The organism is Paenibacillus sp. FSL K6-1217 (genome assembly GCF_045040735.1).
In the GTDB taxonomy this organism is placed as follows: Bacteria; Bacillota; Bacilli; order Paenibacillales; family Paenibacillaceae; genus Paenibacillus_AQ.
On sequence record NZ_CP150271.1, the window covers coordinates 12,916 to 37,260 of the forward strand.

The window sequence follows — 24,345 nt, forward strand, 5'->3', positions numbered from 1 at the left end:
TAAGCTGCACATCCGTGTAGCTTATACTTGCGTCAGGCGGTCTGCAGATCAACATCCTGCTTGGAAGGGAGGGCTACCGTGGCTATCAAACGTTCAAAAATCACTGTCGTAGGTGCCGGGTTCACCGGTGCGACCACAGCGCTTATGCTTGCCCAGAAGGAGCTTGGCAATGTGGTGCTGCTCGACATTCCCCAGCTTGAGAAGCAGGCCAAGGGCAAGGCGCTCGATATGCTCGAAGCGGGACCCGTGCAGAAATTCGATGCCCAGATTACCGGAACCTCCAGCTATGAGGATGCCGCGGATTCTGACATTGTGATTATTACGGCTGGGGTTGCACGCAAGCCCGGCATGAGCCGGGATGATCTGGTCAACACCAATGCGGGAATCATCCGATCGGTCTGCGAGAATGTGAAGCGGGTGGCTCCAGAGTCGATTGTAATCATTCTGAGCAATCCGGTGGATGTCATGACGTATGTGGCCTATCATGCGCTCGGCTTCCCCAAGAACCGCGTAATCGGACAATCCGGTGTCCTGGATACGGCCCGCTACTGTACCTTCATCGCCCAGGAGCTTAATGTATCGGTAGAGGATGTCCGCGGATTCGTGCTGGGCGGCCATGGGGATGATATGGTGCCGTTAGTACGTTATTCCAGCGTAGGCGGTATTCCGATCGACACACTGATCCCGGCAGAGCGTATCGCGGAGATTGTGCAGCGGACCCGGGTCGGCGGGGGCGAAATTGTCAGCCTGTTGGGGAACGGCAGCGCGTATTATGCCCCGGCAGCCTCGCTGGTTCAGATGACGGAGGCGATTCTGAAGGACAAGAAGCGGATCATACCGGTGATCGCTTTGCTTGAGGGTGAATACGGCTATGAGAACCTGTTCCTGGGTATTCCTGCGCTTCTGGGTGCGGAGGGCATTGAGCGGATCTTTGAACTGGAGCTTACGGCGGAAGAAAAGGCTGCGCTCGATCATTCGGCCGATTCGGTCCGCGCGGTGACTGCTTCTGTAACCCTGTAACGGCAAATGCAACGAAGCTTGTACACATTCGAATAGGAGGAGATTACGATGGGTCACATTTTCTTTTTTCTGCATATGATCGGGACACTGGCACTAGGCTTCTATCTCGTGCTGCCGTTCATTCTAAGCGGGACGGCGAAGCTGTCCTCCCCGGCGAAGGAAGGCACCTTGAGTGCTATCGGCGGATTCAACCGGTTTGCCCAATACGGGCTGGTAATCCAATTACTGACTGGCGGCTACATGATGACTAAAGGCGAGTATTCCGTGCCCTGGATGATCATCGTGACTGTACTGCTGCTGGCCATGTTCGCGTTCGGCGGAATTATGACCAAGCCCCTGCGCCTTGCTGCGGCAGGCATGAGAGAGAACCGCGATGTCTCTGCGGAGACGGCTAAGATCCGTACGATGAGCCTGCTGCTGATGCTTTCGCTGGTTATCATGATCTTTTTCATGGTGTACAACTCGATTATTTAAATGGAAGCAAGGATTTATATCAGACGCATTTAAGATTTGAATTGGGAGCATGGTCGTCGTTGCGGTGAACTTTGGACTTCCGGCCGCTGTAGTGTTTGGATTTCCTATTTAAAACCGCTCCTTGCGGTTTTGCTTTTTGTTAATTGCTGTGGTGCATCTTAACTAACAGCTCTGGAAGCCTCGGCCTCCAGGGCTATTTCGTATGTCTGGATGCGCATTGTTGGAGATTGTTCCCAACGGCCGTGGATTCCGCTACACTGTAAATAGGTGCTTGGTTCATTTGGCATCACATACATACATTGGAGTGAGCGCAGTAATGATAGGAAGAAAATTAGTAATGGTGGGGCTAAGTCTGGGCTTGCTGCTGGGTTCAGCCGGGGTTATGAATGCGGCAGCCGATTATGAAGGACACTGGGCGCAGAAGCAGATTAGCCGCTGGCTGGAAAAGGGATGGCTGAAGGGATTCGCGGACGGGACAGTCCGGCCGGATCAGGCGATCACTAGAGCGGAATTTATCGCGTTAATCAACAAGTTTGCCGGGCTGACGGCGGAGAGCAAGGTGAAGGCCGATTTCAGCGATCTGCCTAAGACGGGCTGGGCCTACGAAGAAATCTCCAAAGCGCTCGATGCGGGTATCATCAAGGGTTACGGAGGCACGATTCGTCCGGGCGATCCCGTTATGCGCCAGGAGGCGGCGATTATGGTGAGCAGATTGCTCTATTATGAGACGGGGGGCACGGAGGTATTATCCCGGTTCAGCGATAAGGATCAGATTGCAGGCTGGAGCCAAGCCGATGTCGCTGCAATGATCAATGCCGGAAGAATGAAGGGGTACCCGGACGGGCGGTTTGCTCCAGAACAGGCGATGACCCGGGCCGAAGCGATTGCCCTGCTGGATTACAACAACGTCACAAGTGGCGGCTTGCAGAGTGTAACTATCAGCAGTTCCGAGGGCCTCGGAAGCTTTGAACCGGGAGCCATCAAATATTATAACAATGTTACCGTATCCGGCTATGATGTGCTGCTGCAGAATCTGAAGATTTTCGGAGACCTGATCCTAGACGAAGGTATGGGCAGCGGAGTGGTAACCTTGGACAGTGTTGAAGTACTAGGCAAGGTCATCATACAGGGCAGTGGAGATCCGTCCGTGCAGCTCAAGAACACAACGCTGAATCAAGTGAATGTGCAGAGCAAGAGTGGAACTGTCCGCCTGGTAACCCAAGGCTTGACGTTGGTGAAGGCGGTGTCGGTACAGTCCAGCGTGATTCTGGAGGAGGGGGAGGGTGCCGGAGACGGGTTCACCGATGTTGATCTGCCATCCGGCCTTGCAGCCGGGCTCGTAGTGACGCTTAATGGCAATTTCAGAGACGTGAACATTGAAGCGGAAGGACCCATCCTCCACCTGCAAAAAGGCTCCATACGTACGTTTAAGACTGCGGCCTCTACCTCAGGAGTTAAGCTGGAGCTGGATGAAGGGACAACGGTTACGCAGGCTATTCTAAATAGCTCAACGAAGGTTACAGGGGCGGGTAAGGTTCAGGATGCACTTGTAAAAGAAGATGAATAAAGTTCTGGAAGGAAGGCCGCGATCCCAAGGAGAGCGGTCTTTTATTTGGGTTTAGAACCAGCCTCCAGCGGCATAAGGTATCAGCATCGTTCCCCGGCCTCTATTCCGGTACTCCCCAGGTACTCCCGGTCCAGTATCGCATAAAAGTATTGGTTGACCCACTGGTTGTTCCAGTGTATTTCTTCCCGGAATACGCCTTCGCGGATCATCCCTAGCCTATCCAGCACCTTGATGGAGGAGGTGTTATATTCATTGCACATAGCCACGACTCTGTGGGCCTTCCATTCTTCAAAAGCAAGCATCAAGGCCAGCTGCGCTGCTTCGGTGCAGTAGCCTTGCCCCCGGTATTCAGGGAAAAGACTGTAGCCAAGCTCCCAGCTCTCTCGCTCTTTTACAGAAATTAGTCGAGAAAGCCCACTCCTTTAGGGATGGGATGAATCGTCTTTGTTTAAGGAATATCCTTATGTTGTCAAAAATGTTTTAAATGAGCGCATGTTTTTGTAGCAGTTAAATTATTTTATTGATACAATCTAGGTATGAGACAATCCTACCGAAATACCAAAACAACCGTATCCTTAATTAACTATCATTTTGTTTTTTGCCCTAGATACAGACGTAAAGTGCTAGTCGATCAAGTGGAGATTCAGTTTAAGCAAATCGTTATAAAGATATGTGCCGATCAGGATTGGCAGCTACTCGCATTGGAAGTCATGCCTGATCATGTGCATATTGTTCTAAACGCACGGCCAACCGATTCTCCTGCAGAACTGATGGCGAAACTGAAAGGAATCACTTCCCGGCGCCTCCGTGAACAATTTAAGCACTTGAACCACTTGCAATCCCTCTGGACTCGTTCCTACTTTGTCAGTACGGCAGGGAACGTTTCAAGCGAAACGATCCAACGATATGTTGAAGAACAAAAAACAAGGGGGTGAAACCCTGCAAACCGTAACGATTCAAATCCGCATTTTTCCAACCCATCCGTCTGTACTGGTGGATATGGGTAATGAATACATTCGAACCGTCAACGATTTAACGGAGCAAGCCGAAAGGTCTGGAACGTTTCCTAAGCTAACTTCAAAAACCGTTCGTGCCAATCTACCCTCTGCCGTAAAGAATCAAGTAATCCGAGACGCCAAAAGCCTATTTCAGCGGTTCAAAAAAACGAAGAAGCGTCCTATTCTCCAAAAGAGTGTGTACTACGTGAACAATCAAAATTATACGATTCGGGGCAACCATATTTCTTTCCCCGTGATCCTGGATGGAAAAGTACAACGTCTTATGGTTCCTGCGCTTTTTTCGGATAGGGAGCGAGACATGCTTTCGAATGGGAAGCTTGGACTTCTGCGCGTGGTTCAAAAATCAGCGAAATGGTTTGTTCAAATTTCAACCGAACGCCCCACTGAGCCACCCGATGGTCATGAAGTGATGGGGATTGATTTAGGCTTGAAAGTTCCTGCTGTTGTCGTGACTTCTAGTGGCAAAACAACATTTTGCGGAAATGGACGTAAAAACAAATTTGTTCGCCGTAAGTACAGTACCTATCGCCGCAAATTAGGAAAGCTTAAAAAGCTATCCGCAATCCGTAAGCAGAACGACAAGGAACGTCGTTTTATGAAAGATCAGAATCACAAAATCAGCCGCCAGATCGTGAATATGGCGATTCAAGAAAAGGTGTCAGTCATCAAGCTGGAGAAACTGACGGATATTCGGAAGACGACAAGAACAAGTCGTAAAAACGCTAAACATCTGCATCAATGGTCTTTCTATCAGTTGCAAATGTTCATCGGATATAAGGCGACACTCGCTGGAATCCAAGTGGTTGAAGTGAATCCGGCATACACCTCGCAAACCTGTCCCTCTTGTGGAGGGCGGAACAAAGCAAAGGATCGAACCTATCGATGCGACTGTGGTTATACAGCACATCGGGATCGGGTCGGTGCCATCAACATCATGCGTCAACCTTTGGCAGATGGTAACAGTCTGTCAGCCTAGATAGCTATAAGCTCTGATCTAGGATGGGCGAATGAACTCGCCCTTAACTTAGCAGTAGGGCAAAGCGGAAACGTATGCGCCCGCTAACTAGCTAAGAATCCCACCCTTTTAAGGGTGTGGAGGTTCAAATACCAGTGTATATGCACTTCCCCTACAGGGGTTGCCTCCGGGGAGGAGAGCCGGATCACGAATTGTTTGTGCCAGTCGCTATGGATTCGTTCCGCCACCGTCTTCCGGACCGCCTCCTTGTCGGCTGGAATCATATCCTCGAAAGGCCAGAGCGAAGCGCTCATTTCCAGCTCTGAAATGAAATCGATATCGTCCGGGGTGACCGGAGATAGGGTGATTCTTGCGTTCATTTTGCAAAACCTCCTGCTAGTGTAATTTCGATACGATCTTGCCGTCTTTCATTACCCAGCTGACCTGACGCAGGTTGTTAATATCCGCCAGCGGATCTCCCCCGACGACTAACAGATCTGCCCTCTTGCCTGTCTCAATGGTACCGAGTTCATGATCTAACTTACAGATCTTGGCACCAGATGAAGTGGCGGCCACAATAATCTGCATCGGGGAGAGGCCGGCCTGGCCTAACAACTGGATTTCCTTCCACGGCATACCGGCCCGGTACCACGGAGGAGCTTCTTCGATAAAATCATCCCCCAGGCCAATCTCTCCGCCCGCCTGAATAAATCTCCGGACATTATCCAGCCCTTGCTCCAGTAGCGGCGCTCCGAATTTGTCCTGAAACAACTGAAGTATGGTGAGTGTGGGGACGATGCGGATGCTCTCGCTCACCATTTGCCGGATCAGTTGATCGTCCAGCTGGTCGTAAATCATATGCGCAGCATCGCTGATCCCAGCATCCACCAGAATCTGAAGATTGCGCGCACTTGTAACATGAGCAGATACGTAAGTGCCCATGCTCCGGGCCTCCCGGCAGATCGCTTCGAGAATCTCCTGATTCAGCTGCGGCAGTCCGGCGGTTGCGGGATCGTAGCCGTCTTCCAGCGCTGTTTTGATGAAATGTATTCCTTGTCCCAAGACTTCACGGACCTTAAGCCGAGCCTCTTCTGTACTCTCTACCCCGATAGGCTCCTGACCACCGTAACCGCCTGGAGCCGTGAATACTTTACCGGACGTAAGAACTCTGGGAAAAGCACCGCCCTCCAGCTGCTGCGTCTGAGTGACTACATCGTCAATCGATGCTGCCGTAGTCATCCCCTCATCGCGGATCGTAGTAATTCCTTCTGTAAGGCACGCAGCCAAATATTCCGTATGATATCCGTTAAGCGGCTCATTCTGTATGTACTTGAAGCTGGTATGGGCATGGGTGTGAATAAACCCCGGCAAAATGAACAGACCCTCTAGGTCGATCACTGTAGTTGCGGAGTCAGGCCCGGTTCTCCCGTTAATGTCACTATGCTGTGTAATGGTACCGAAGCGGCCATTAACAATCTCAATGCTTGTATGATGCAGCGGCGGCCGTCCGGTTCCATCGATTACAGTTCCATTCGTCAGCAAGATGCGCTCATTTCTCATGATAGAAGCGTCCCCTCAGTTAAGGTAGTTGTAATGTCTTTCCTCACAAAGTATAGGACATTCCCCTTAGCAGATATAGATAATATTCATTTTGGAAACGTTCGTTGCTTACCGTACTATCGTTCCGCTATAGGTGCCGGTAAATGAAGATTGGGTGTTTTGGCAGCCGCCAAGTGTGGTAAGTAACATAACGTAAAGTGATTGTGACAAGCGAGCAAGATGCATAAACACCCGACCTTAAGCCATGCTAACATGATGAATTCAACATTACATGGAATTGCGAAAGGAGAATGGATTATGCCAGATACAAGCAAGCAATCCGTCAAAACTTTACCTCCGCAGGTACAGGATCAACAGCCCGGAATAGAGAGTGAGATGAACCCGCTCCCGGAATTTGAGACACCGGCCTATAAGGCAGCAGGCAAGCTGCTGGACAAGGCAGCGCTCATTACCGGAGGAGACAGCGGGATCGGGCGTGCGGTTGCCGTTCATTTTGCCAAGGAGGGCGCGGATGTCGTAATCTCCTATCTGAACGAGCATGAGGATGCGGAAGAAACCAAACGCCAGGTGGAGCAGGAGGGCCGCAAGTGTATTCTGATCGCCGGGGATATCGGGGACGAGGCCTTCTGTCAGGATTTGATTCATAAAACCGTGGAAGGACTCGGCAAGCTCGATATCCTGATCAATAATGCGGCGGAGCAGCATCCGCAGGACAATATTGAGGACATTACGGCTGAGCAGCTGGAGCGTACGTTCCGGACGAATATTTTCTCCATGTTCTATCTGACCAAGGCAGCCATGCCCCATCTGAAAAAAGGCTCCACCATCATCAACACGACCTCCATCACGGCGTATCGCGGCAGTCCGCAGCTGCTGGACTATTCATCCACCAAGGGAGCGATTCTCAGCTTCACCCGTTCGCTGTCGATGAATCTGGCCGATAAGGGCATCCGCGTGAATGCGGTGGCGCCCGGACCGATCTGGACTCCGCTGATCCCGTCAACCTTTGACGCGAAGAAGGTCAGTGAGTTCGGCGGCACCCAGCCGATGAAGCGTCCGGGACAGCCGGAAGAGCTGGCTCCTGCTTATGTATACCTGGCTTCGGACGATTCCTCCTATGTGAGCGGACAGGTGATGCATGTGAACGGCGGCGAGGTTGTCAACGGATAAAAAGCAGCGTAACCATACTAATTACACCATTTGCTTAGCAAATGTGGAGAAGCCAGCCGGAAGGCTGGCTTTTGTGCGACGAGATAGGTATAGCCCTGACAGGAATAATATGCTAATATACAACAAGCAAGATGAAACAATCGCATAGAACGATCACTAGGGGTGCCGCAAGGCTGAGACGGGCGTAATGGTCCGGACCCTTTGAACCTGATCTGGTTGATACCAGCGTAGGGAAGTGGAGAACGAATATTGCAGCGGGGGCATACGGCTAGTCCGGGATTCCTGCTTGTGTTCGGAGACTGCTTCCTTTATGGGAGGCGGTCTTTTTTGTGTTGAAGGTGATGGGGGAGTAGGAGGTGAGGGCATTGCAAGAGATTCACGTGATCTCGGACGGGCGGATGCAGCCTGAAGCGCTGGCCGAATGGGCCGTGGCGGTACATCCCAACGTGGACTATATTCATCTCCGGGAAAAGAAAATGTCCGCCCGGGAGCTACTGGCGGCTGCGGAGCAGATACTCGCAGCAGGGGTTCCTCCGGCGAAGCTGGTCATTAATGACCGGATCGATGTCGCGCTGGCCTCCGGAGCAGGCGGTGCACAGTTAGCCTGGCACAGCCTTGGGCCAGCCGCAGTACGCAACCTTGCACCGGCCTTGCGGCTGGGCAGGTCGGTTCATTCCCCGGAGGAAGCGGCAGAGGCCGGGCGGCAGGGAGCGGACTTCTGCCTGTACGGGCATGTGTTCCCGACTGCCTGCAAACCGGGGCAGCAGGCACGCGGACTGGAGCAGCTGGCGGAGGCCGTCCGCCGGAGCTGCGTACCGCTGATTGCACTTGGAGGGATTACTCCGGACAATACCGGAGCGGTGCTGGCCGCAGGGGCGGACGGCATTGCCGTCATGTCCGGGATCTGTGGTGCCCCGGACCCTGTGGCTGCGGCTAATGCGTACAGAGCTGCGGTTGAACGGGCTGCGGCGTGTGCGGAAGCCCGGACTGTGTCCCCGGCACTGGGCGAAGGAGGTGAACAGGCATGAATGTGACCGTTAACGGGACCCGCCAGAGGGTGGAAGAGAGCTGCCGGACGCTGGCGGATCTGCTGGCCCGGCCCGAGTGGGCCGGGAAGCTGGTGATTGTTGAGCTGAACGGCGAGCTTGCCGGAAGAGAGGTTTATGGCGATACGTTACTGAATGAAGGGGACCGGATTGAGCTGGTTCATTTTGTAGGCGGAGGCTAAACACGAACACTTATCCCAGGAGGCGTTAACATGCAAGATCCATTGATGATTGGCGGAGTGACTCTAACCAGCAGACTATTCATCGGCACAGGAAAATACAGCCGCAACACCCTCATTCCCGAGGTCATTGCGCGCTCAGGTTCACAGGTCATTACCGTTGCGCTGCGCCGGGTTGACCCGGAGAGCAAAGACAATATTGTCAGCCATATTCCTTCCCATATGACCTTGCTGCCCAATACCTCCGGTGCGCGCACCGCAGAGGAGGCGGTACGGATTGCCCGGCTGGCGAGGTCGGCGGGGCTGGGCAACTGGGTGAAGATTGAGGTCATTAACGACCAGAAATATTTGCTGCCGGATAATATTGAGACGATCCGGGCGACAGAAATCTTGGCGGCGGAGGGCTTCGTGGTGCTTCCGTACATGAGTCCCGATCTGTCGGCGGCCCTCCGGCTGAAGGCTGCGGGGGCAGCGGCCGTTATGCCGCTGGGAGCGCCAATCGGCTCCAACCGCGGATTGCAGACCAAGGAGCTGATCCGCATTCTGATCTCCGAGACGGATCTGCCGGTGATCGTGGATGCCGGAATCGGCAGGCCGTCCGAAGCGGCTGAGGCGATGGAGATGGGCGCTGCTGCGGTTCTGCTGAACACAGCGATTGCAACCGCCTCAGATCCGCTGCTGATGGCAGAAGCCTTCCGTGAAGCGGTATCCGCAGGGCGCAAGGCTTATCTGGCCGGACTGGGACCTGTGGAGGAGATGGCAGCAGCCTCTTCACCGTTGACCGGATTTCTGTCCTGACTGCTGAAATAAGAGGGAGGAACGATGATGAGCTTTTATGAAACGGTGACCCGGCTGGAGCAGCTTCCTTACACAACATTGTGGAGCCGCTATACGGCAGAGGATGTGAAGCGCGCGCTTCGTGCAGAGCGGGTCGATGAAGAAGGGCTGATGGCGCTATTGTCACCGGCAGCGGAGCCTTATCTGGAGCAGATGGCGCAGAAGGCACACAGGTTGACGCGCGCGCATTTTGGCCATGTGATGCAGCTGTTCACACCGATGTATCTGGCAGATTACTGCGTGAATCACTGCACGTATTGCAGCTTCAGTTCAATTTATGATTTTCCGCGCAAAAAACTGACCCTGGACGAGGTCGCCCGCGAAGCGGAGACCATCGCAGCCACGGGCCTGCGCCACATACTGATTCTGACCGGAGAATCCCGCAATGACAGCCCGGCTGCTTATGTGAGGGACTGCGTGAAGGTGCTGCGCGGATTTTTCTCGTCCGTCAGTATTGAGGTGAACCCGCTCTCGACAGCGGAATATGCGGAGCTCAGGGAAGCGGGCGTAGATGGCCTGACGCTCTACCAGGAGGTCTACCACCAGGAGACTTACCGCGCGCTGCATGTAAAAGGCCCCAAACGCGTCTATCGCAACCGTCTGGATGCTCCCGAGCGGGGCTGTCAAGCCGGCTTCCGTTCGGTAAATATTGGGGCCCTGCTCGGCATGTACGAATGGCGGCAGGAGGCGCTGGCCACTGCGCTGCATGCGAGGTATTTGCAGGACAAATACCCCGAGTGCGAGATCGGGTTGTCCATTCCCCGCTTCCGGCCTTACTTAGGCGAATTCAATCCGGCAAGCGACGTAACCGACCGGGCGCTGGTGCAGATCATCCTGGCCTACCGCCTGTTCCTGCCGCGCTCCGGCATCTCACTGTCCACACGCGAGCCTGCCGCTCTGCGCGATCATCTGGTCCAGCTCGGCATCACGAAGATGTCCGCCGGGGTATCCACCGAGGTGGGCGGACATTCAATGGAAGGGGGCACCCCGCAGTTCGAGATCTCGGACAACCGCAGCGTGAACGAGATTGTTGAGATGCTTGAAACGAAGGGGCTGCAGCCGGTATTCAAGGATTGGGATATCTTGTCGGAGCCGGTTGGCTTGACTTAGATAACGAGAGTCTGATTTATGTAATCTGGGCAGACTGAACACATTGAGCGGATTGAGCAGACTGACCAGACGCATATAACCCGCCGTGAGGCGGGTTGTTTGCGCGCGAAGCGTGCGGGCCGAATGTACACTCCTCATAGCTGACACCGGACGCGGCCAGAAAGCAGGCGGATGGAAAAATCGGCTGCCGTTTAAGAGCGGCATAGGCGTCCGCATGATTCACGCGTTAGGGTGTCTGCAAATGCTATCCCGCATACTGTATTCTATTCACTCCAGGGGTTCAGGCTGTCCACCAGACTGTGATTGACTCATACTGGAAGAGAGCTCGTCCAGCGACATTTCGAAGCCCGGAGCCATGTGGGCAAGGAAATACTCCATCTCAGGCATCTCCAGCGCATGCAGCCTGGCTGCGGTCTGCTCCCGGGCGGCGGCGAATTCGCGGTTGCCTGCGGCGACCTCCCAGACGCATTTCAGATATGCGTCCAATACATCCGCTGCCTTGACGTAACGGAGCAGTCCGGCATCCTCGGAGCCGGGCGGGCTGGTCTGCGGCTGCAGGAGCGGCGCATAGACTGCGCTCAGCTCCGGCGGGATCATGGCCGCCAGCCGGTCGGCGGCCACCTGCTCCATCTCGCGGAAGTTCGACAGCAGACGCGAGTTGTTATGCTTCACCGGCGTAGCGATGTCGCCGGTGAAGACCTCGGTGGCGTCGTGGAACAGCGCCATCGTGGATGCGCGGTCGGCGTTCAGCGTCCGGCCGAAATGGGCATTGCCGATGGTGCACAGCATGTGCGCCAGCAGGGCGACATGGAACGAATGCTGCGCCACGTTCTCCGGGGCGGTGCTGCGCATGAGGCTCCAGCGCTGGATATATTGCAGCCGGTAGAGATAGGCGGAGAAATGGTAGTTCAATTTTGAAGTAACCCCTTTCATGAGCAGCTTAATGTGCTATTATAGTAACTAATTGTACCAGAGTTAGGGCTGCTTGAACCAGATGGAGAGGAGACTGAATGAAGATGCAGCATTTTGAAGAGAGCATTTATAATTTGATTGTAGAGACCTCCACGAATTTGCCGGGTGATGTACGCCGGGCGGTGGCCAGAGGGCGGGCGCTGGAAGACCGGGCGACACGCTCCGGACTGGCACTAACCACGATAGCGCAGAATATCGGGATGGCGGAGCAACAAGTATCACCGATCTGCCAGGATACAGGGCTGCCGACTTTTATTATCCATACGCCGGTGGGCGTGAATCAGATAGAGATGAAGAAGGATATTCACAGCGCGATTATCCGCGCTACGAAGAACGGCAAGCTGCGTCCGAATTCCGTGGATTCGCTAACCGGCGAGAACAGCGGGGATAATCTGGGGGCAGGCACACCTGTGATTCACTTCGAGCAGTGGGAGGAAGAGGGCATTGACGTCAGGCTGATCCTGAAGGGCGGCGGCTGTGAGAATAAGAATATCCAGTATAGCCTTCCGGCAGAGCTTGAGGGTCTCGGCAAAGCCGGACGCGATCTCGACGGTATCCGCAAATGCATTCTGCATTCCGTATACCAGGCGCAGGGACAGGGCTGTAGTGCAGGATTCATTGGCGTAGGCATCGGCGGCGACCGTACCACAGGGTATGAGCTGGCTAAGAAGCAGTTGTTCCGCAAGGTAGAGGATGTGAACCCCAACGAAGATCTGGGCAAGCTGGAAGATTACATTATGGAGAATGCCAATAAGCTTGGGATCGGTACGATGGGCTTCGGCGGTGAAGTGACGCTGCTTGGCTGCAAAATCGGGGTCATGAACCGGCTGCCAGCCAGCTTTTTCGTCTCTGTGGCTTATAATTGCTGGGCTTTCCGCCGCCAGGGCATTCTGGTCCATCCGGCTACCGGTGACATTCAGGAATGGCTCTATGAGAGCGGCACCGGGATATCTGTTGAGGGGGAAGCTGCACCGCAGCCTGCCGCTGAACCTGTGGGTGTAGCTGCTGCAGATCGGGAAGCCTCCGGTGTGGTTCCAGAGGATGCTACAATCCCTGCGGCACCGGCTATTGTATCCGGTACGGGAGAAGCGGCTTCAGATCCTGCCGTACAGGGGAATGTGGCAGCATCCGAACCGGCTGCATCTGCTTCCGCGAGCTCAGGCGGCTCGCGTGAATTCCGCCTGAGCACACCGATCAGCGAGGAGGACATCCGCAGCCTGCGTGTCGGTGATGTGGTGATCCTCTCCGGCGAGATGCATACCGGCCGTGATGCACTGCACAAATACCTGATGGACCACGACGCCCCTGTCGACCTGAACGGTGCGGTTATCTATCACTGTGGCCCGGTCATGCTGAAGGATGACGAGGGCTGGCATGTGAAGGCGGCCGGACCGACAACCAGCATCCGCGAGGAGCCGTATCAAGGCGATATTATCAAGAAGTTCGGAATCCGCGCCGTCATCGGCAAGGGCGGCATGGGACCGAAGACGCTCAAGGCTCTAGGTGAACATGGCGCAGTCTACCTCAATGCCATCGGCGGTGCAGCACAGTATTACGCGGAATGTATCAAGAAGGTCAATGCGGTTGACTTCATGGAATTCGGAATTCCGGAGGCCATGTGGCATTTGCAGGTGGACGGCTTCGCAGCAATCGTAACTATGGATGCGCACGGTAACAGCCTGCACGCCGATGTCGAAAAGGATTCCGCCGCCAAGCTGGCCCAGTTCCGGGAGCCAGTGTTTAAGTAAGCGCACAGTTCCTGCTTCGCTGCCGTCTCTAATGAACGGTAACGTCGTGTATAGCAGCATATCCAGTCAGACCAGAACCTCTTTCATTCCGGTGAAGGAGGTTCTTTGTTGAGGTTTGGAGCTAGTGCGGCGCGTGGCCGAATGTAATCAAATAACCGAACACAATCTGCCTGCTGCACTGCTGCATGAACGCGCGTTTTTGGTTTTTCGGCAGAGCAGGGTTGGCACAGGAGATTTTTTTTGCAGCGAAGTTCGCGGATTTGTCTTGACAGCGCATACAAGAGCGTGGTAATTTTTAGTGGGGAAACCGGTTTCCCTATCATTAACAAATTTCAAAGATTCTGTCGTCGATGTGTTGCTAGAGTTTTAAGCTTGAGCACAGGTTATCCATGAGAGGGAGATGAGGAATGAAAAGAGAACGTAACCGCCTACTTATTCCCGTTCTAATCGCATCCATTGTACTGTCTATCACGATGAGTCTGTTTGTTGTACCGCCTTCTAAGGCGGAGGCTGCGAGTATTGGTACAGTAACCGAGAATGACACGATCTATCAGATTATGGTTGACCGCTTCAATGACGGGGATTCTTCCAATAACGCAACAGGAGCTGCCATCCGCTACGGGGAGAACTCTGAGGAGGATTTCCGTTACATGAAGGGCGGCGACTGGCAGGGGGTCATTGACAAGCTCCCGTATATTCACAATATGGGCTATACCGCGATCTGGATCTCACCGGTAGCCGAGCCGCAGATGACTAACCGTGAGAACAATGGAACAGGCAAGAACACTGCCTACCACGGCTACAATGTCAAAGATCCGAACAAGGCCAACCCTTACTTCGGCACCAAAGAAAAGCTGAAAGAGCTGGTAGACTCCGCGCATGCGCTCGGAATTAAGGTCATCATTGATGTCGTTCCTAACCACATCGGCGATTACATGCTGGGCACTCAGGCTTTTTACGATATCCCATCCTTGCAGCCTGCCGCTCCATTCAATAATCCGGCCTGGTATCACCACAATGGGGACATTAACTGGTCGCTTGCCGATGGACGGTACGATCAGTGGGCCCAGGATTATCTGGAGAATCATGATCTGGGTGGTCTGGATGATATCGACTTCGATGTTCCTGCCGCCAAGCAGGCCATCTTCAGCTCGATCAAGGGCTGGTTTGACTATACCGGTGCAGACGGCGCCCGTGTTGATGCGGCCAAGCTGATGAAGCCGACCGATATCGGCGAACTCCAGAATTTGCTGGGCGTAAATACGTTTGGGGAGAATTTTGACGGCAATGCCGAATTCGTCTCCCGCTGGGTCGGTACCAACAAGGAGTGGGGGATGCTCGACTTCCCGTTATTCTTCTCTGTGCTGAACAGCTTCGCTTACGGACAGTCTTTTGACGCGAATATTAAAGGCACTCTGGCTCAAGACTCCTACTACGGCGGCAACGCCAACCATATGGTTACCTTCATCGACAATCATGACCGCAACCGCTTCCTGACGGAGGCCGGGGGCAGTGTAGAGAAGCTGCAGAATGCGTTGTCCTTTATTTTCACCGTGCGCGGAACGCCTGTCGTCTTCCAGGGAACCGAGCAGAACAAGGGCAACGGCAACGGGCAGATCATGACGGGCGGGATCGCCGATACGTGGAACCGCTGGTCGATGGTGAAGCGGGATCCAAACGGCAATGTGCTGGAGAATTATTTCAATGAGAATGCCAGTACCTTCAAGCATGTAGCCAAGCTGAACGAAATCCGTAAAAATAACCCGGCCCTGCGAACCGGCACCCAGCGCGAAATGTGGTCCGCACAGAATCTGTACGCCTTCTCCCGGCGGATTGATACCGGCACGAATGTCGGCCAGGAAGTGATCTCCGCATTCAGTAATGCGTCTGGGGGCTCACAGACAGTGACGCTGCCGCTGCGCGCCGAAAGCACGCTTACCGCAGGTACGGTTCTGGTGAATCAGCTGAACCCCTCCGATACTGTGACCGTGCAGGCGGGCGGTGTTACCGGTAAGCAAATTACAGTTACCCTAGGCGCCAATTCGGCCAAAATCTACTCCAAAACACAGCCGGTAACCGATACGCAAGCACCAAGTGTTCCCGGAAATGTAACAGCCACCGTACAGAATGCCTCCAGCGCGTTGGTATCCTGGTCAGCATCCACCGATAATGTCGGGGTGACTGGGTATGAAATTTACCGCAATGGAGTGAAGATCGGAACTTCGGCAACGACCTCTTTTACAGATAACGGACTGGTGGGCAGCACCAATTATTCTTATACAGTAAAAGCGTATGATGCCGCCATGAATCTGTCGGCCTTCAGCGCAGCCGCCCTGATTGTCACCCCTGCCGGTAACAGTGTGACGATCTACTACAAGCAGGGTTACACCAATCCGTACATTCATTACCGCCCGGTGGGCGGGACTTGGACGACATCTCCGGGTGTAGCCATTCCAGCCGCCGAAGTAGCAGGCTATAACAAAATCACGATCAATATCGGCGCAGCCACCCAGCTGGAAGCCTGCTTCAACAACGGCAGCGGCACCTGGGACAGTAACGGCGGCAGCAATTACCTGTTCGGGACAGGCACTTGGACCTATACGCCTACAGGCAATATTCAGGCAGGCGGTCCGGTGACGCCAACAGCATCGCCGACGGCTACACCAACCGCGACACCAACTCCAACCGTAGCGCCGACGGCGACACCGACCGTAGCTCCAACCGCAACACCAACCGTTGCGCCAACGGCGACACCTGTGCCAACCGCCACTCCGGCGGGCAACACCGCGACAATCTATTACAAGAATACAGCATTCAGTAACTCGTATATCCATTACAAGCTGGATGGGGCGACCACCTGGACGACTTCACCGGGAGTGCCTATGCAGGCCTCAACCTTCAGCGGCTACAAGTCCATTACCATTCCGCTCGGCACTGCAACCGGATTGACCGCAGCGTTCAATAACGGCAGCGGCACTTGGGACAGCAATGGCGGGAATAACTATCATTTCGGTACTGGCAGCTCCAGCCTGGTAGGGGGGAGCTTAACCACAGGGGAACCGCAAGCAGACAGCGTGACCTTCCGGGTCAGCGTTCCCGGGTCCACCCCGGCGAATGCTCCAGTCTACCTGACAGGATCGTTCAACAGCTGGAATGCGGCAGATTCTGGCTACCTGCTGACCCGCGGCAGTGATGGCGTCTACTCCGTCACCTTGAATCTTCCGGCAGGCACTGCTGTAACGTATAAGCTGACGCGCGGAAGCTGGGGCACGGTAGAGACCGCGTCCAATGGTGCAGATATTACGAACCGGACGCTTACACCGGCAGGCGGAGCACAGACGGTGACGCTGACCGTGCAGCGCTGGAAGGATCAGTAAACAGCTTGAGGGGGCGAAGGATGAATGTCCGGCGCCCCCGTTTTTTTGACGAAGAAGAATGAACCCGATAAAAAGGAGTTGACCAATGACCAGGAAAACCAGGTATCTGCGCCAAATTACAACCCTAATCTTGGGCGGGCTTCTAATCGTTCCGGCAGCCGCGCCTCCTGTCTCAGCAGATATTGCCGCTACGCATGTCTATCATAATCATATGCCTAATTTCTGGGCTTACTATGATCTGAACACTTACAATTCCACCCCTGTAGGCAGTCCGATCCGTTATACCTACGATGGTGAAGTCATCCAGCTGAAGCAGAATCCGCCCGCGGGATATCCCTATTATCTGCCGAATGGATCTCCCATGCCCCATGATGATCTGGTCTCTTACTATTCCCATCACGCAAAGACGGGCGCGTATCTAACGTGGCCCTGGAGTGTGGCGAATACGCTGCACAGCAGTCATCCGCAGGCGCAGATGCATGTGACCATGTCGGGGTCTGTAGTGAACAATGTGAACAGCATCATTCAGCAAGGAAATGTAAGCGGATACAACAATCCTGCCTGGGGAACCCCATGGAAGAACGCCGTAACCCAGCTCAAAACCGCGGGCGGCGACAATAGGCTCGACCTGATTCATTTCTCCGGACATCATTCGATGGGACCGCTGGTTGGCAATGATTATTTGCTCAAGGATATGATCTATCATGGAGCGACGATGGCCCAGCCTTATTTCCTTGGCAGCAGCTACAAGTCATCGAAGGGTTTTTTTCCGACAGAGCTGGGGTTCTCGGAGCGGATCATCCCGGTGCTGAACAAGCTGGGTATCCAGTGGTCCGTGATCGGCAACAACCATTTCTCCCGCACACTTAAGGATTATCCGCTGCTGGATAGTCCAGGCACAGATACGATGATCTCACCGCCCAACCGCAGTGATCTGCAGAATGTCAGCACGGCCGGGGCCTGGGTAAATGAACCGATGTTCAACGAGCAGCAGGTGGTCTACAACAAATATCCGTTTGCCTCCACGGCCCATTGGGTCCGTTATGTTGACCCGGCAACCGGGGCTGAATCGAGAGTGGTCGGCGTACCTGTCGCTCAGGCGCAGTCCTGGGAGGAAGGCTATCTGGGTCAGGTAAAAGCAGATGCGCTTAAGCCGTATGAGAATCTGGTCGCGCAAAAGCAGATTTTTGTCGTGGCCCATGACGGGGATAATTCTTCGGGGCGGGCCGGCTCCGAGGAGACCTGGCGCAATGCCGGGAATGTTACCTATACGGACAGTGGCGTAACCGGAATGGGAATCGATGAGTATTTGCGCAGCAATACACCGGCCGCTGCCGATGTGGTCCATGTGCAGGACGGCTCCTGGATCGATACCCGGGATTCGTCCTCCGATCCGACCTGGTACCATTGGCATCTGCCGTTTGGGATCTGGAAGGGCCAGTTCGCGGCTTTCAATCAGGTGAACGGGACCGCTTACGCCCCGAAGAAGAATTTGGCGGGTGTCGAGGAAGGCATGACGGTATCCTTCGAGAAGGGCTATCATTATCTGGAGCGTAATTTCGCACTGCTTCAGGCTTCCCTGAACTATGCCAAGACCGCCGAGCAGATCTGGCTTGAGGAGCATCCGAATTACTGGAAGCCCGCTAACCCGCTGGACCGGGAGGTGACCTACGAGGGCAATCAGTTGAATCCGTGGATGCTCTCCTATCCCGTGAAGGGCAACCCCGCGAACGACTATGCCGGAGGCGCCAATCCCGCCGAGCTGGCCTGGTACTTCCTGCTGCCTGCGATGGACTCGGGCTTCGGCTATTATGATGAGAATGTGGATGACAGCGTGAAGCCGGCGTTGTCCTTCAATCAATCGCTGTATTTCTCCAAGCCCTATGTATCGCAAAAGCTGGCCAAAGACAAAACCGGCCCCTCCGTCTGGTGGCCGCAGCGCTACCCGTACAATCCGGGCAGCGCGAATGTCAGCAAGGCAGAAGGCTGGACCCTTCAGCATTATAATAATGCTTTTGCCATCTATACCTATGCATTCGATACGAGCGGGATCAGCGAGATCAAGGTGAAGGTCCGGGCACACCGCGATAAGACGGCAGACGCAGCGGATAATACCTTCAAGGTCTATGATCCGGCAGGTCTGGCCGCAGCAGGGATAGCCAATATTGATCCCGCCAAGGTCGGTGCGTGGACGGAGTACCCGATGAATGTCCGCGACCTGAGCGCCGATATCAACGGTGTAGACTGGCAGCCAAGCAGCAAGACGATCATGCAGAAGGTTCCGGCCACGGATATCGGGAATCTGTATTTCTCCTACATCTCCGATTACCGCGATCAGCTGTTAGACTACTATATTGAAGCCAAGGATGCCAAAGGCAATGTGACTCAAAGCGATATCCAGCAGGTCTATGTCGGTGCCGGAAAATATAAGCTGGCGAACGGCAAATATACCGAAAGCATGCAAGGGACGATTGAAGGAACGCATCCGTTCATCACCGATGTGCCCGCTGTCCCGGATACAGAAGCTCCGGCTGTGCCGGCCAATCTTCAGGCCACGGTGGTGAATGCTTCCTCTGTCGGGCTGAGCTGGAATGCCGCTACAGATAATATCCGTGTAACAGGCTATGAGATCTACCGCAATGGCGTCCGGATCGGCACAACTCCCTCTACCTCATATACAGACAGCGGCTTGTCAGCCAGTACAGCCTATGAATACCGGGTTAAAGCTTATGATGCCTCCGGTAACCTCTCCGGCTTCAGTGCGGCAGCAACTGCGACCACACCGGCGGGTAATCATGTAACGGTCTATTATAAGCAGGGTTATTCCACGCCTTACATCCATTACCGTCCCGCTGGAGGGACATGGACGACAGCTCCGGGTGTAGCGATTCCGGCGGCGGAAGTGGCAGGCTATAACAAAATCACCATCAACATCGGCGCAGCCACCCAGCTCGAAGCCTGCTTCAACAATGGCAGCGGCACCTGGGACAGCAACGGCGGCAGCAATTACCTGTTCGGCACAGGCACCTGGACCTATACGCCGACTGGCAAAATTCAGGCGGGCGCTCCGGTTGCACCTAGCGCAACGCCAACAGCTACGCCAACGCCTAAGCCAAGTGTTACGCCAACTGTAACACCAATAGCTACACCGACCGTGGCGCCTACTCCATCACCATCGCCAACGGTGGCACCGACAGTTAAACCAAGTGCAACGCCTATTGCAACACCAACTGTAACACCAACTGTATCGCCGACCGCCACACCGACTGTAGTACCAACAATAGCACCAACCGCAACACCAACTACATCACCATCGGCGGCACCTGTACCAACCGCCACACCGGCGGGCAACAGCGCTACGATCTATTACAATAATACGGCCTTCAGTAACGCCTATATCCATTACAAGCTGGATGGGGCAACCGCCTGGACGACTTCACCGGGTGTGCAGATGCAGGCCTCTACTTTCAGTGGCTACAAAGCCATTACCATTCCGCTCGGCAGCGCCTCAGGCCTGACCGCTGCCTTCAATAACGGCAGCGGTACCTGGGACAACAATGGCGGGAGTAACTATCATTTTGGTACCGGCAGCTCCAGTCTGACGGGAGGCAATCTGATTACCGGCGAACCTCAGGCGGATAGCGTAACCTTCCGGGTCAGCGTTCCCGGATCCACTCCGGCGAATGCTCAGGTCTATCTGACGGGCTCATTCAATAGCTGGAATGCGGCAGATCCGGCCTACCTGCTGACCCGCGGCAGTGATGGGATCTATTCCATCACCTTGAACCTTCCCGCAGGCAGCGCCTTGACGTATAAGCTGACGCGTGGAAGCTGGGCTACGGTAGAGACCACATCCAGCGGTGCAGATACCCCGAACCGGATGCTTACGCCGGCAGGCGGAGCACAGACAGTAACACTGAGCGTTCAGCGCTGGAAGGATCAGTAGTACTTGTAAGTAACAAGCAGTAACGCCTTTTCTAAATGGTGCGGTCGCCATTTAGGAGGGCGTTTTCTGGTTGGTGAGGTGAGCGGACCAATGTAATCGGAAAACCGATTACAATGGGAACGTGCGAGGTGAGCGGGCCGATTGTATGCGAAAACCGAATACAAGGGGCAGCGGTGGGGTGCGGGGCTAAGGTATGCAGGGTTTTCCTGTATCTCCCACCTCTTAAACAGCGCAGCGGGCGGACTGATTGTGGAGAAGCGGTAGCGTTCGCCTTTGTGTCCGGATTTTCACCGATCAGGTAAAAATAATGAAAAATCTGGACACAACAGCGATCGGAACAACGGTCCGTTTGCGGAGCGTCCATTAGAACTCCCACATTGCTCATCCCTCGCCCAGGATTTTGAACCTCAGACACCGCTCCTCCCTCGCCCCCAGGATTTTGAACCTCAGACACCGCTCCTCCCTCGCCCCCAGGCTCTTGAATCTCAGACACCACTCCCCCACGCCCCTCAGTATATTCCAGCCTCCGCATCCCGCTGAGCCCAGATTTTACACTCCGTTGATAATCGCCGCCGGAACTGGTATTTTGCCGAAAATGCAGGTAGAGTGTTCTCAAGGACATAAACACGAGGGAAGAGGACCGCCGCAGATGAAACCATTCCGCATTCGACTTACCATCATACTTATGGCACTGATAGGAATATCAATGACCGGGGCCGGGATCACCATGGCTCAGCTGTTCAAGGATTCGCATATTTCCGTGCTGGAAGAGAACATGTCCCGGGAAATAAAGCTGCTCTCCGGCACCTTCTCATTCATGGATACCAGCAGCCCGGATGCCCTGAACTACTATACAGAACAGGCACAAAAGATCTCTACCTTGACCGGATCACGTGTCACCTTCATTACAAAGCAAGGCCGGGTGATCGGCGACTCGGAGAAGAATCCGCGCGAGATGGACAATCACTCTACCCGCGAGGAGGAGCTGCTGGCCGCGAAGGAAGGGATTGGCCGGGCGATCCGTTACAGCGATACGTTAGACCGTGAAATGATGTATGTGGCGGGTTCCGTGTCCTCGGACCAGGGCTTCGACGGATATATCCGGCTGTCGATGGGGCTGGATACCGTATCCGAAGGGCTGAACCGCGCGTGGATGATCATGGCAGGGGGGCTGGTGCTGCTGTTCATTGCCGCAACCTTTGTGAGCTACAAGGTGGCTTCCAGTATGACCTCACCGCTGGAGCAGATCACCAGAGTGGCGCGGCGGATTACCGATCTGGATTATGATGCCCGGGTGCCGTTGAAGCGCAAGGATGAGATCGGCCAGCTGGCAACGGCGATTAATGCGATGGCGGACAGTCTCCAGGCCCAGCTTAAGACCATCCGCGACAATGAGGACCTGCTGCAGAGCGTACTCGACAATATGACCGGCGGGATCGTGATGATTAACGCAGAAGGGGAGATTGCCCTGCTCAACCGGGCGGCTGAGCGCCTGCTCGATGTGAAGCACAGCGAGATGACCGGACATTCCTATAAGGAGATTAAGCATCACTATGAGCTGACGCGGCTGATTGATGATGGAGTATCCGCAGGTGAACCAATTCACGAGGAGCGTAGCATCTATAATCCGGTAGAGCGGATTGTGCGTCTGGACGGAGTGCCCATGATCCAGGACGGCTGTTCCCGGGGCATGCTTTTCCTGCTTCAGGAGGTTACGGAAATCCGCCGTCTGGAGAAAATGCGCAGCGAATTCGTCGCCAATGTCTCCCATGAGCTGAAGACTCCTGTCGCTGCGGTAAAAGGCTTCGCCGAGACCCTGCTGGGCGGAGGCGTTACGGATGAGAAGACAGCGCGTTCGTTCCTGCAGATCATTTACGATGAGAATGAACGGCTGAACCGCCTGATCGGCGACATCCTGGAGCTGTCCAAAATCGAATCCAAACGCGTTCAGCTGGAATGCTCGCCCATCCACTTAATTGAGTTTTTCGATTCTGTGCTGGAAACGCTCAGTAAGGTGGCAGAGAAGAAGAAGATTACACTTAGCTCGGATGTGCCTGCGGAGTTATTCATGGAGGGAGATGAAGACAAGCTGCGCCAGATCTTCATGAATCTGCTGTCCAATGCGATCAACTACACTCAGGACGGGGGAAATGTCAGAGTGACCGCAGGGAGCATCCAGAAGAAAGATAGCACCGAGAGCGTGCGTTTTACAGTCAGTGATACGGGGATGGGGATTCCGCGCAAGGATCTGCCCCGGATCTTTGAACGCTTTTACCGGGTGGACAAAGCCCGCTCCAGAAGCTCCGGCGGAACCGGCCTGGGTCTGTCCATTGTGAAGCATCTGGTGGAGCTGCATCGCGGGTCGATTAACGTGGAGAGCGATCTGGGCATCGGCAGCTCGTTCATCCTGGAATTGCCGCTGCTGCAGGAAGAGAATCAATAACCCTGCGGTCCATAGATCATAATAGAGATTATATTCGTGATTTTACACTAAGTTAACATTGTGGTGCTATGATGTGCATGTGTGCAGTTTTGTAAAATTAATAACCTATGAAAAGACGGGGGAACCTATGGCACAACGATTGCTTGTCATTGAAGACGAACCGACACTGGCCCGGCTGCTGTCTTATAACCTGACACAGGAAGGCTACGAGGTGACGGTGGAGGATCATGGAACGGCAGGATATGACCGTGCGACTAGAGAACCTTTTGAATTGATCGTACTGGATCTGATGCTGCCCGGCATGAACGGCATTGACATTCTGGATAAATTGCGTGGACAAGGCATCCGCACACCGGTGATAGTGCTGACGGCCAAGAACGCGGAAGAGGATGTTGTCCGCGGGCTGAAGTCCGGGGCGGATGACTATATTACGAAGCCCTTTGGCGTTTCCGAGCTGCTGGCCCGGGTTAGTGCAGTATTGCGGCGGATCTCCGGCATTGCCGAGGAAGCTCCGCCCGAGACGGCGGTATCCGCATCGACGATTATTCTCGGACAGCTGGAGATTTACCCCGAGCGGTATGAAGTCTCGCTGGGCGGACAGAGCATCAATCTGCGGCCGAAGGAATTCGAAGTGCTGCTGTATCTGGCCCGGAAGCCGGGCGTCGTCCTGACGCGGGATGATCTGATGAATGCGGTCTGGGGCTTCGACTATATCGGAGGCCAGCGTACCGTCGATGTGCATGTCAGCTCCCTGCGCAAGAAGCTGGAGCTTGACCCTGAATCCGTGCATATTGATTCCATTCGCGGCGTGGGCTACAAACTGGTCGTCAACAAGAAGAGAACACCGGTCATTTAACGTGGCGGTGTTCTTTTCTCACACAATGAGCACCTTCTCTCCTGCGCTGTTTCACCGCCCAAGGAT

At 54.5% G+C, this 24,345-nt stretch carries 19 protein-coding genes and 1 riboswitch; of the genes, 15 read left to right on the plus strand and 4 right to left on the minus strand.

Going from position 1 to position 24,345, the window contains the following annotated elements; genetic code table 11:
- Positions 1-78: 78 nt before the first annotated feature.
- The 3 genes from mdh to MHH28_RS00075 all read left to right on the plus strand — a co-directional run bounded on the left by mdh (position 79) and on the right by MHH28_RS00075 (position 3,061).
- Positions 79-1,020: a malate dehydrogenase gene (gene mdh, locus MHH28_RS00065; protein WP_405110098.1), complete on the plus strand. Its 942-nt coding sequence runs from the start codon at positions 79-81 to the stop codon at positions 1,018-1,020.
- 48 nt (positions 1,021-1,068) lie between these two features.
- Positions 1,069-1,494 carry a hypothetical protein gene (locus MHH28_RS00070; RefSeq protein ID WP_405110101.1) on the plus strand — a complete coding sequence of 142 codons (426 nt, stop codon included), beginning with the start codon at positions 1,069-1,071 and terminating at the stop codon, positions 1,492-1,494.
- Positions 1,495-1,810: 316 nt separating this feature from the next.
- Entirely contained in the window at positions 1,811-3,061 is a 1,251-nt protein-coding gene (locus tag MHH28_RS00075) for an S-layer homology domain-containing protein (protein ID WP_405110104.1), read from the plus strand.
- Between the two features lie 80 nt (positions 3,062-3,141).
- Here the strand turns inward: MHH28_RS00075 and MHH28_RS00080 are convergent, their stop codons facing one another.
- Positions 3,142-3,462: a GNAT family N-acetyltransferase gene (locus tag MHH28_RS00080; RefSeq protein ID WP_405117370.1), complete on the minus strand. Its 321-nt coding sequence runs from the start codon at positions 3,460-3,462 to the stop codon at positions 3,142-3,144.
- 135 nt (positions 3,463-3,597) lie between these two features.
- On the opposite strand from MHH28_RS00080, the gene tnpA reads away from it, so the two are divergent.
- A complete protein-coding gene (tnpA, locus tag MHH28_RS00085; RefSeq protein WP_405110107.1) occupies positions 3,598-3,996 on the plus strand; it encodes an IS200/IS605 family transposase in 399 nt (132 codons plus the stop codon).
- Positions 3,968-5,056, plus strand: a complete 1,089-nt coding sequence (locus MHH28_RS00090; RefSeq protein ID WP_405110110.1) for an RNA-guided endonuclease InsQ/TnpB family protein — start codon at positions 3,968-3,970, stop codon at positions 5,054-5,056. Before tnpA ends, MHH28_RS00090 begins: the two co-directional genes overlap by 29 nt.
- Positions 5,057-5,139: 83 nt before the next feature.
- Here the strand turns inward: MHH28_RS00090 and MHH28_RS00095 are convergent, their stop codons facing one another.
- Together MHH28_RS00095 and MHH28_RS00100 are read right to left on the minus strand one after the other, a co-directional pair.
- Positions 5,140-5,415, minus strand: a complete 276-nt coding sequence (locus MHH28_RS00095; protein WP_405110113.1) for a hypothetical protein — start codon at positions 5,413-5,415, stop codon at positions 5,140-5,142.
- A 16-nt stretch (positions 5,416-5,431) separates the two neighbouring features.
- Positions 5,432-6,595, minus strand: coding sequence for an amidohydrolase family protein (locus tag MHH28_RS00100; protein WP_405110116.1), 1,164 nt, complete (start codon positions 6,593-6,595; stop codon positions 5,432-5,434).
- A gap of 297 nt (positions 6,596-6,892) precedes the next feature.
- On the opposite strand from MHH28_RS00100, the gene MHH28_RS00105 reads away from it, so the two are divergent.
- The 5 genes from MHH28_RS00105 (at position 6,893) to thiH (ending at position 10,937) form a co-directional block, all read left to right on the plus strand.
- Positions 6,893-7,765 carry an SDR family oxidoreductase gene (locus MHH28_RS00105; protein ID WP_405110119.1) on the plus strand — a complete coding sequence of 291 codons (873 nt, stop codon included), beginning with the start codon at positions 6,893-6,895 and terminating at the stop codon, positions 7,763-7,765.
- A gap of 148 nt (positions 7,766-7,913) precedes the next feature.
- Positions 7,914-8,016, plus strand: a riboswitch (TPP riboswitch).
- 114 nt (positions 8,017-8,130) lie between these two features.
- The gene (locus tag MHH28_RS00110; protein WP_405110122.1) at positions 8,131-8,793 is read left to right on the plus strand and encodes a thiamine phosphate synthase; all 663 of its coding nucleotides are present in this window, start codon (positions 8,131-8,133) and stop codon (positions 8,791-8,793) included.
- On the plus strand, positions 8,790-8,993 hold the full coding sequence (thiS, locus tag MHH28_RS00115) for a sulfur carrier protein ThiS (protein ID WP_405110124.1): 204 nt from the start codon (positions 8,790-8,792) through the stop codon (positions 8,991-8,993). The genes MHH28_RS00110 and thiS overlap by 4 nt, the downstream gene beginning before the upstream one ends.
- 30 nt (positions 8,994-9,023) lie before the next feature.
- Positions 9,024-9,788 (plus strand): thiazole synthase, encoded by a 765-nt coding sequence (locus tag MHH28_RS00120; protein WP_405110127.1) that lies wholly within the window; start codon positions 9,024-9,026, stop codon positions 9,786-9,788.
- Positions 9,789-9,815: 27 nt separating this feature from the next.
- On the plus strand, positions 9,816-10,937 hold the full coding sequence (thiH, locus tag MHH28_RS00125; protein WP_405110130.1) for a 2-iminoacetate synthase ThiH: 1,122 nt from the start codon (positions 9,816-9,818) through the stop codon (positions 10,935-10,937).
- A gap of 267 nt (positions 10,938-11,204) precedes the next feature.
- On the opposite strand, the gene yfbR is transcribed toward thiH, so the two are convergent.
- Positions 11,205-11,849, minus strand: coding sequence for a 5'-deoxynucleotidase (yfbR, locus tag MHH28_RS00130; RefSeq protein ID WP_405110133.1), 645 nt, complete (start codon positions 11,847-11,849; stop codon positions 11,205-11,207).
- A gap of 104 nt (positions 11,850-11,953) precedes the next feature.
- Between yfbR and MHH28_RS00135 the strand changes: the two genes are divergently transcribed.
- The 5 genes from MHH28_RS00135 to MHH28_RS00155 all read left to right on the plus strand — a co-directional run bounded on the left by MHH28_RS00135 (position 11,954) and on the right by MHH28_RS00155 (position 24,279).
- Positions 11,954-13,657: a fumarate hydratase gene (locus MHH28_RS00135; protein WP_405116747.1), complete on the plus strand. Its 1,704-nt coding sequence runs from the start codon at positions 11,954-11,956 to the stop codon at positions 13,655-13,657.
- Between the two features lie 407 nt (positions 13,658-14,064).
- Complete coding sequence (locus MHH28_RS00140; protein ID WP_405110136.1) at positions 14,065-17,034, plus strand: carbohydrate binding domain-containing protein; 2,970 nt, start codon at positions 14,065-14,067, stop codon at positions 17,032-17,034.
- Between the two features lie 85 nt (positions 17,035-17,119).
- Positions 17,120-20,980, plus strand: coding sequence for a carbohydrate binding domain-containing protein (locus MHH28_RS00145; protein WP_405110138.1), 3,861 nt, complete (start codon positions 17,120-17,122; stop codon positions 20,978-20,980).
- Positions 20,981-21,629: 649 nt separating this feature from the next.
- Positions 21,630-23,423, plus strand: a complete 1,794-nt coding sequence (gene pnpS / locus MHH28_RS00150) for a two-component system histidine kinase PnpS (RefSeq protein ID WP_405110142.1) — start codon at positions 21,630-21,632, stop codon at positions 23,421-23,423.
- A gap of 127 nt (positions 23,424-23,550) precedes the next feature.
- Positions 23,551-24,279 carry a response regulator transcription factor gene (locus MHH28_RS00155; protein ID WP_036725566.1) on the plus strand — a complete coding sequence of 243 codons (729 nt, stop codon included), beginning with the start codon at positions 23,551-23,553 and terminating at the stop codon, positions 24,277-24,279.
- Positions 24,280-24,345: the final 66 nt, after the last annotated feature.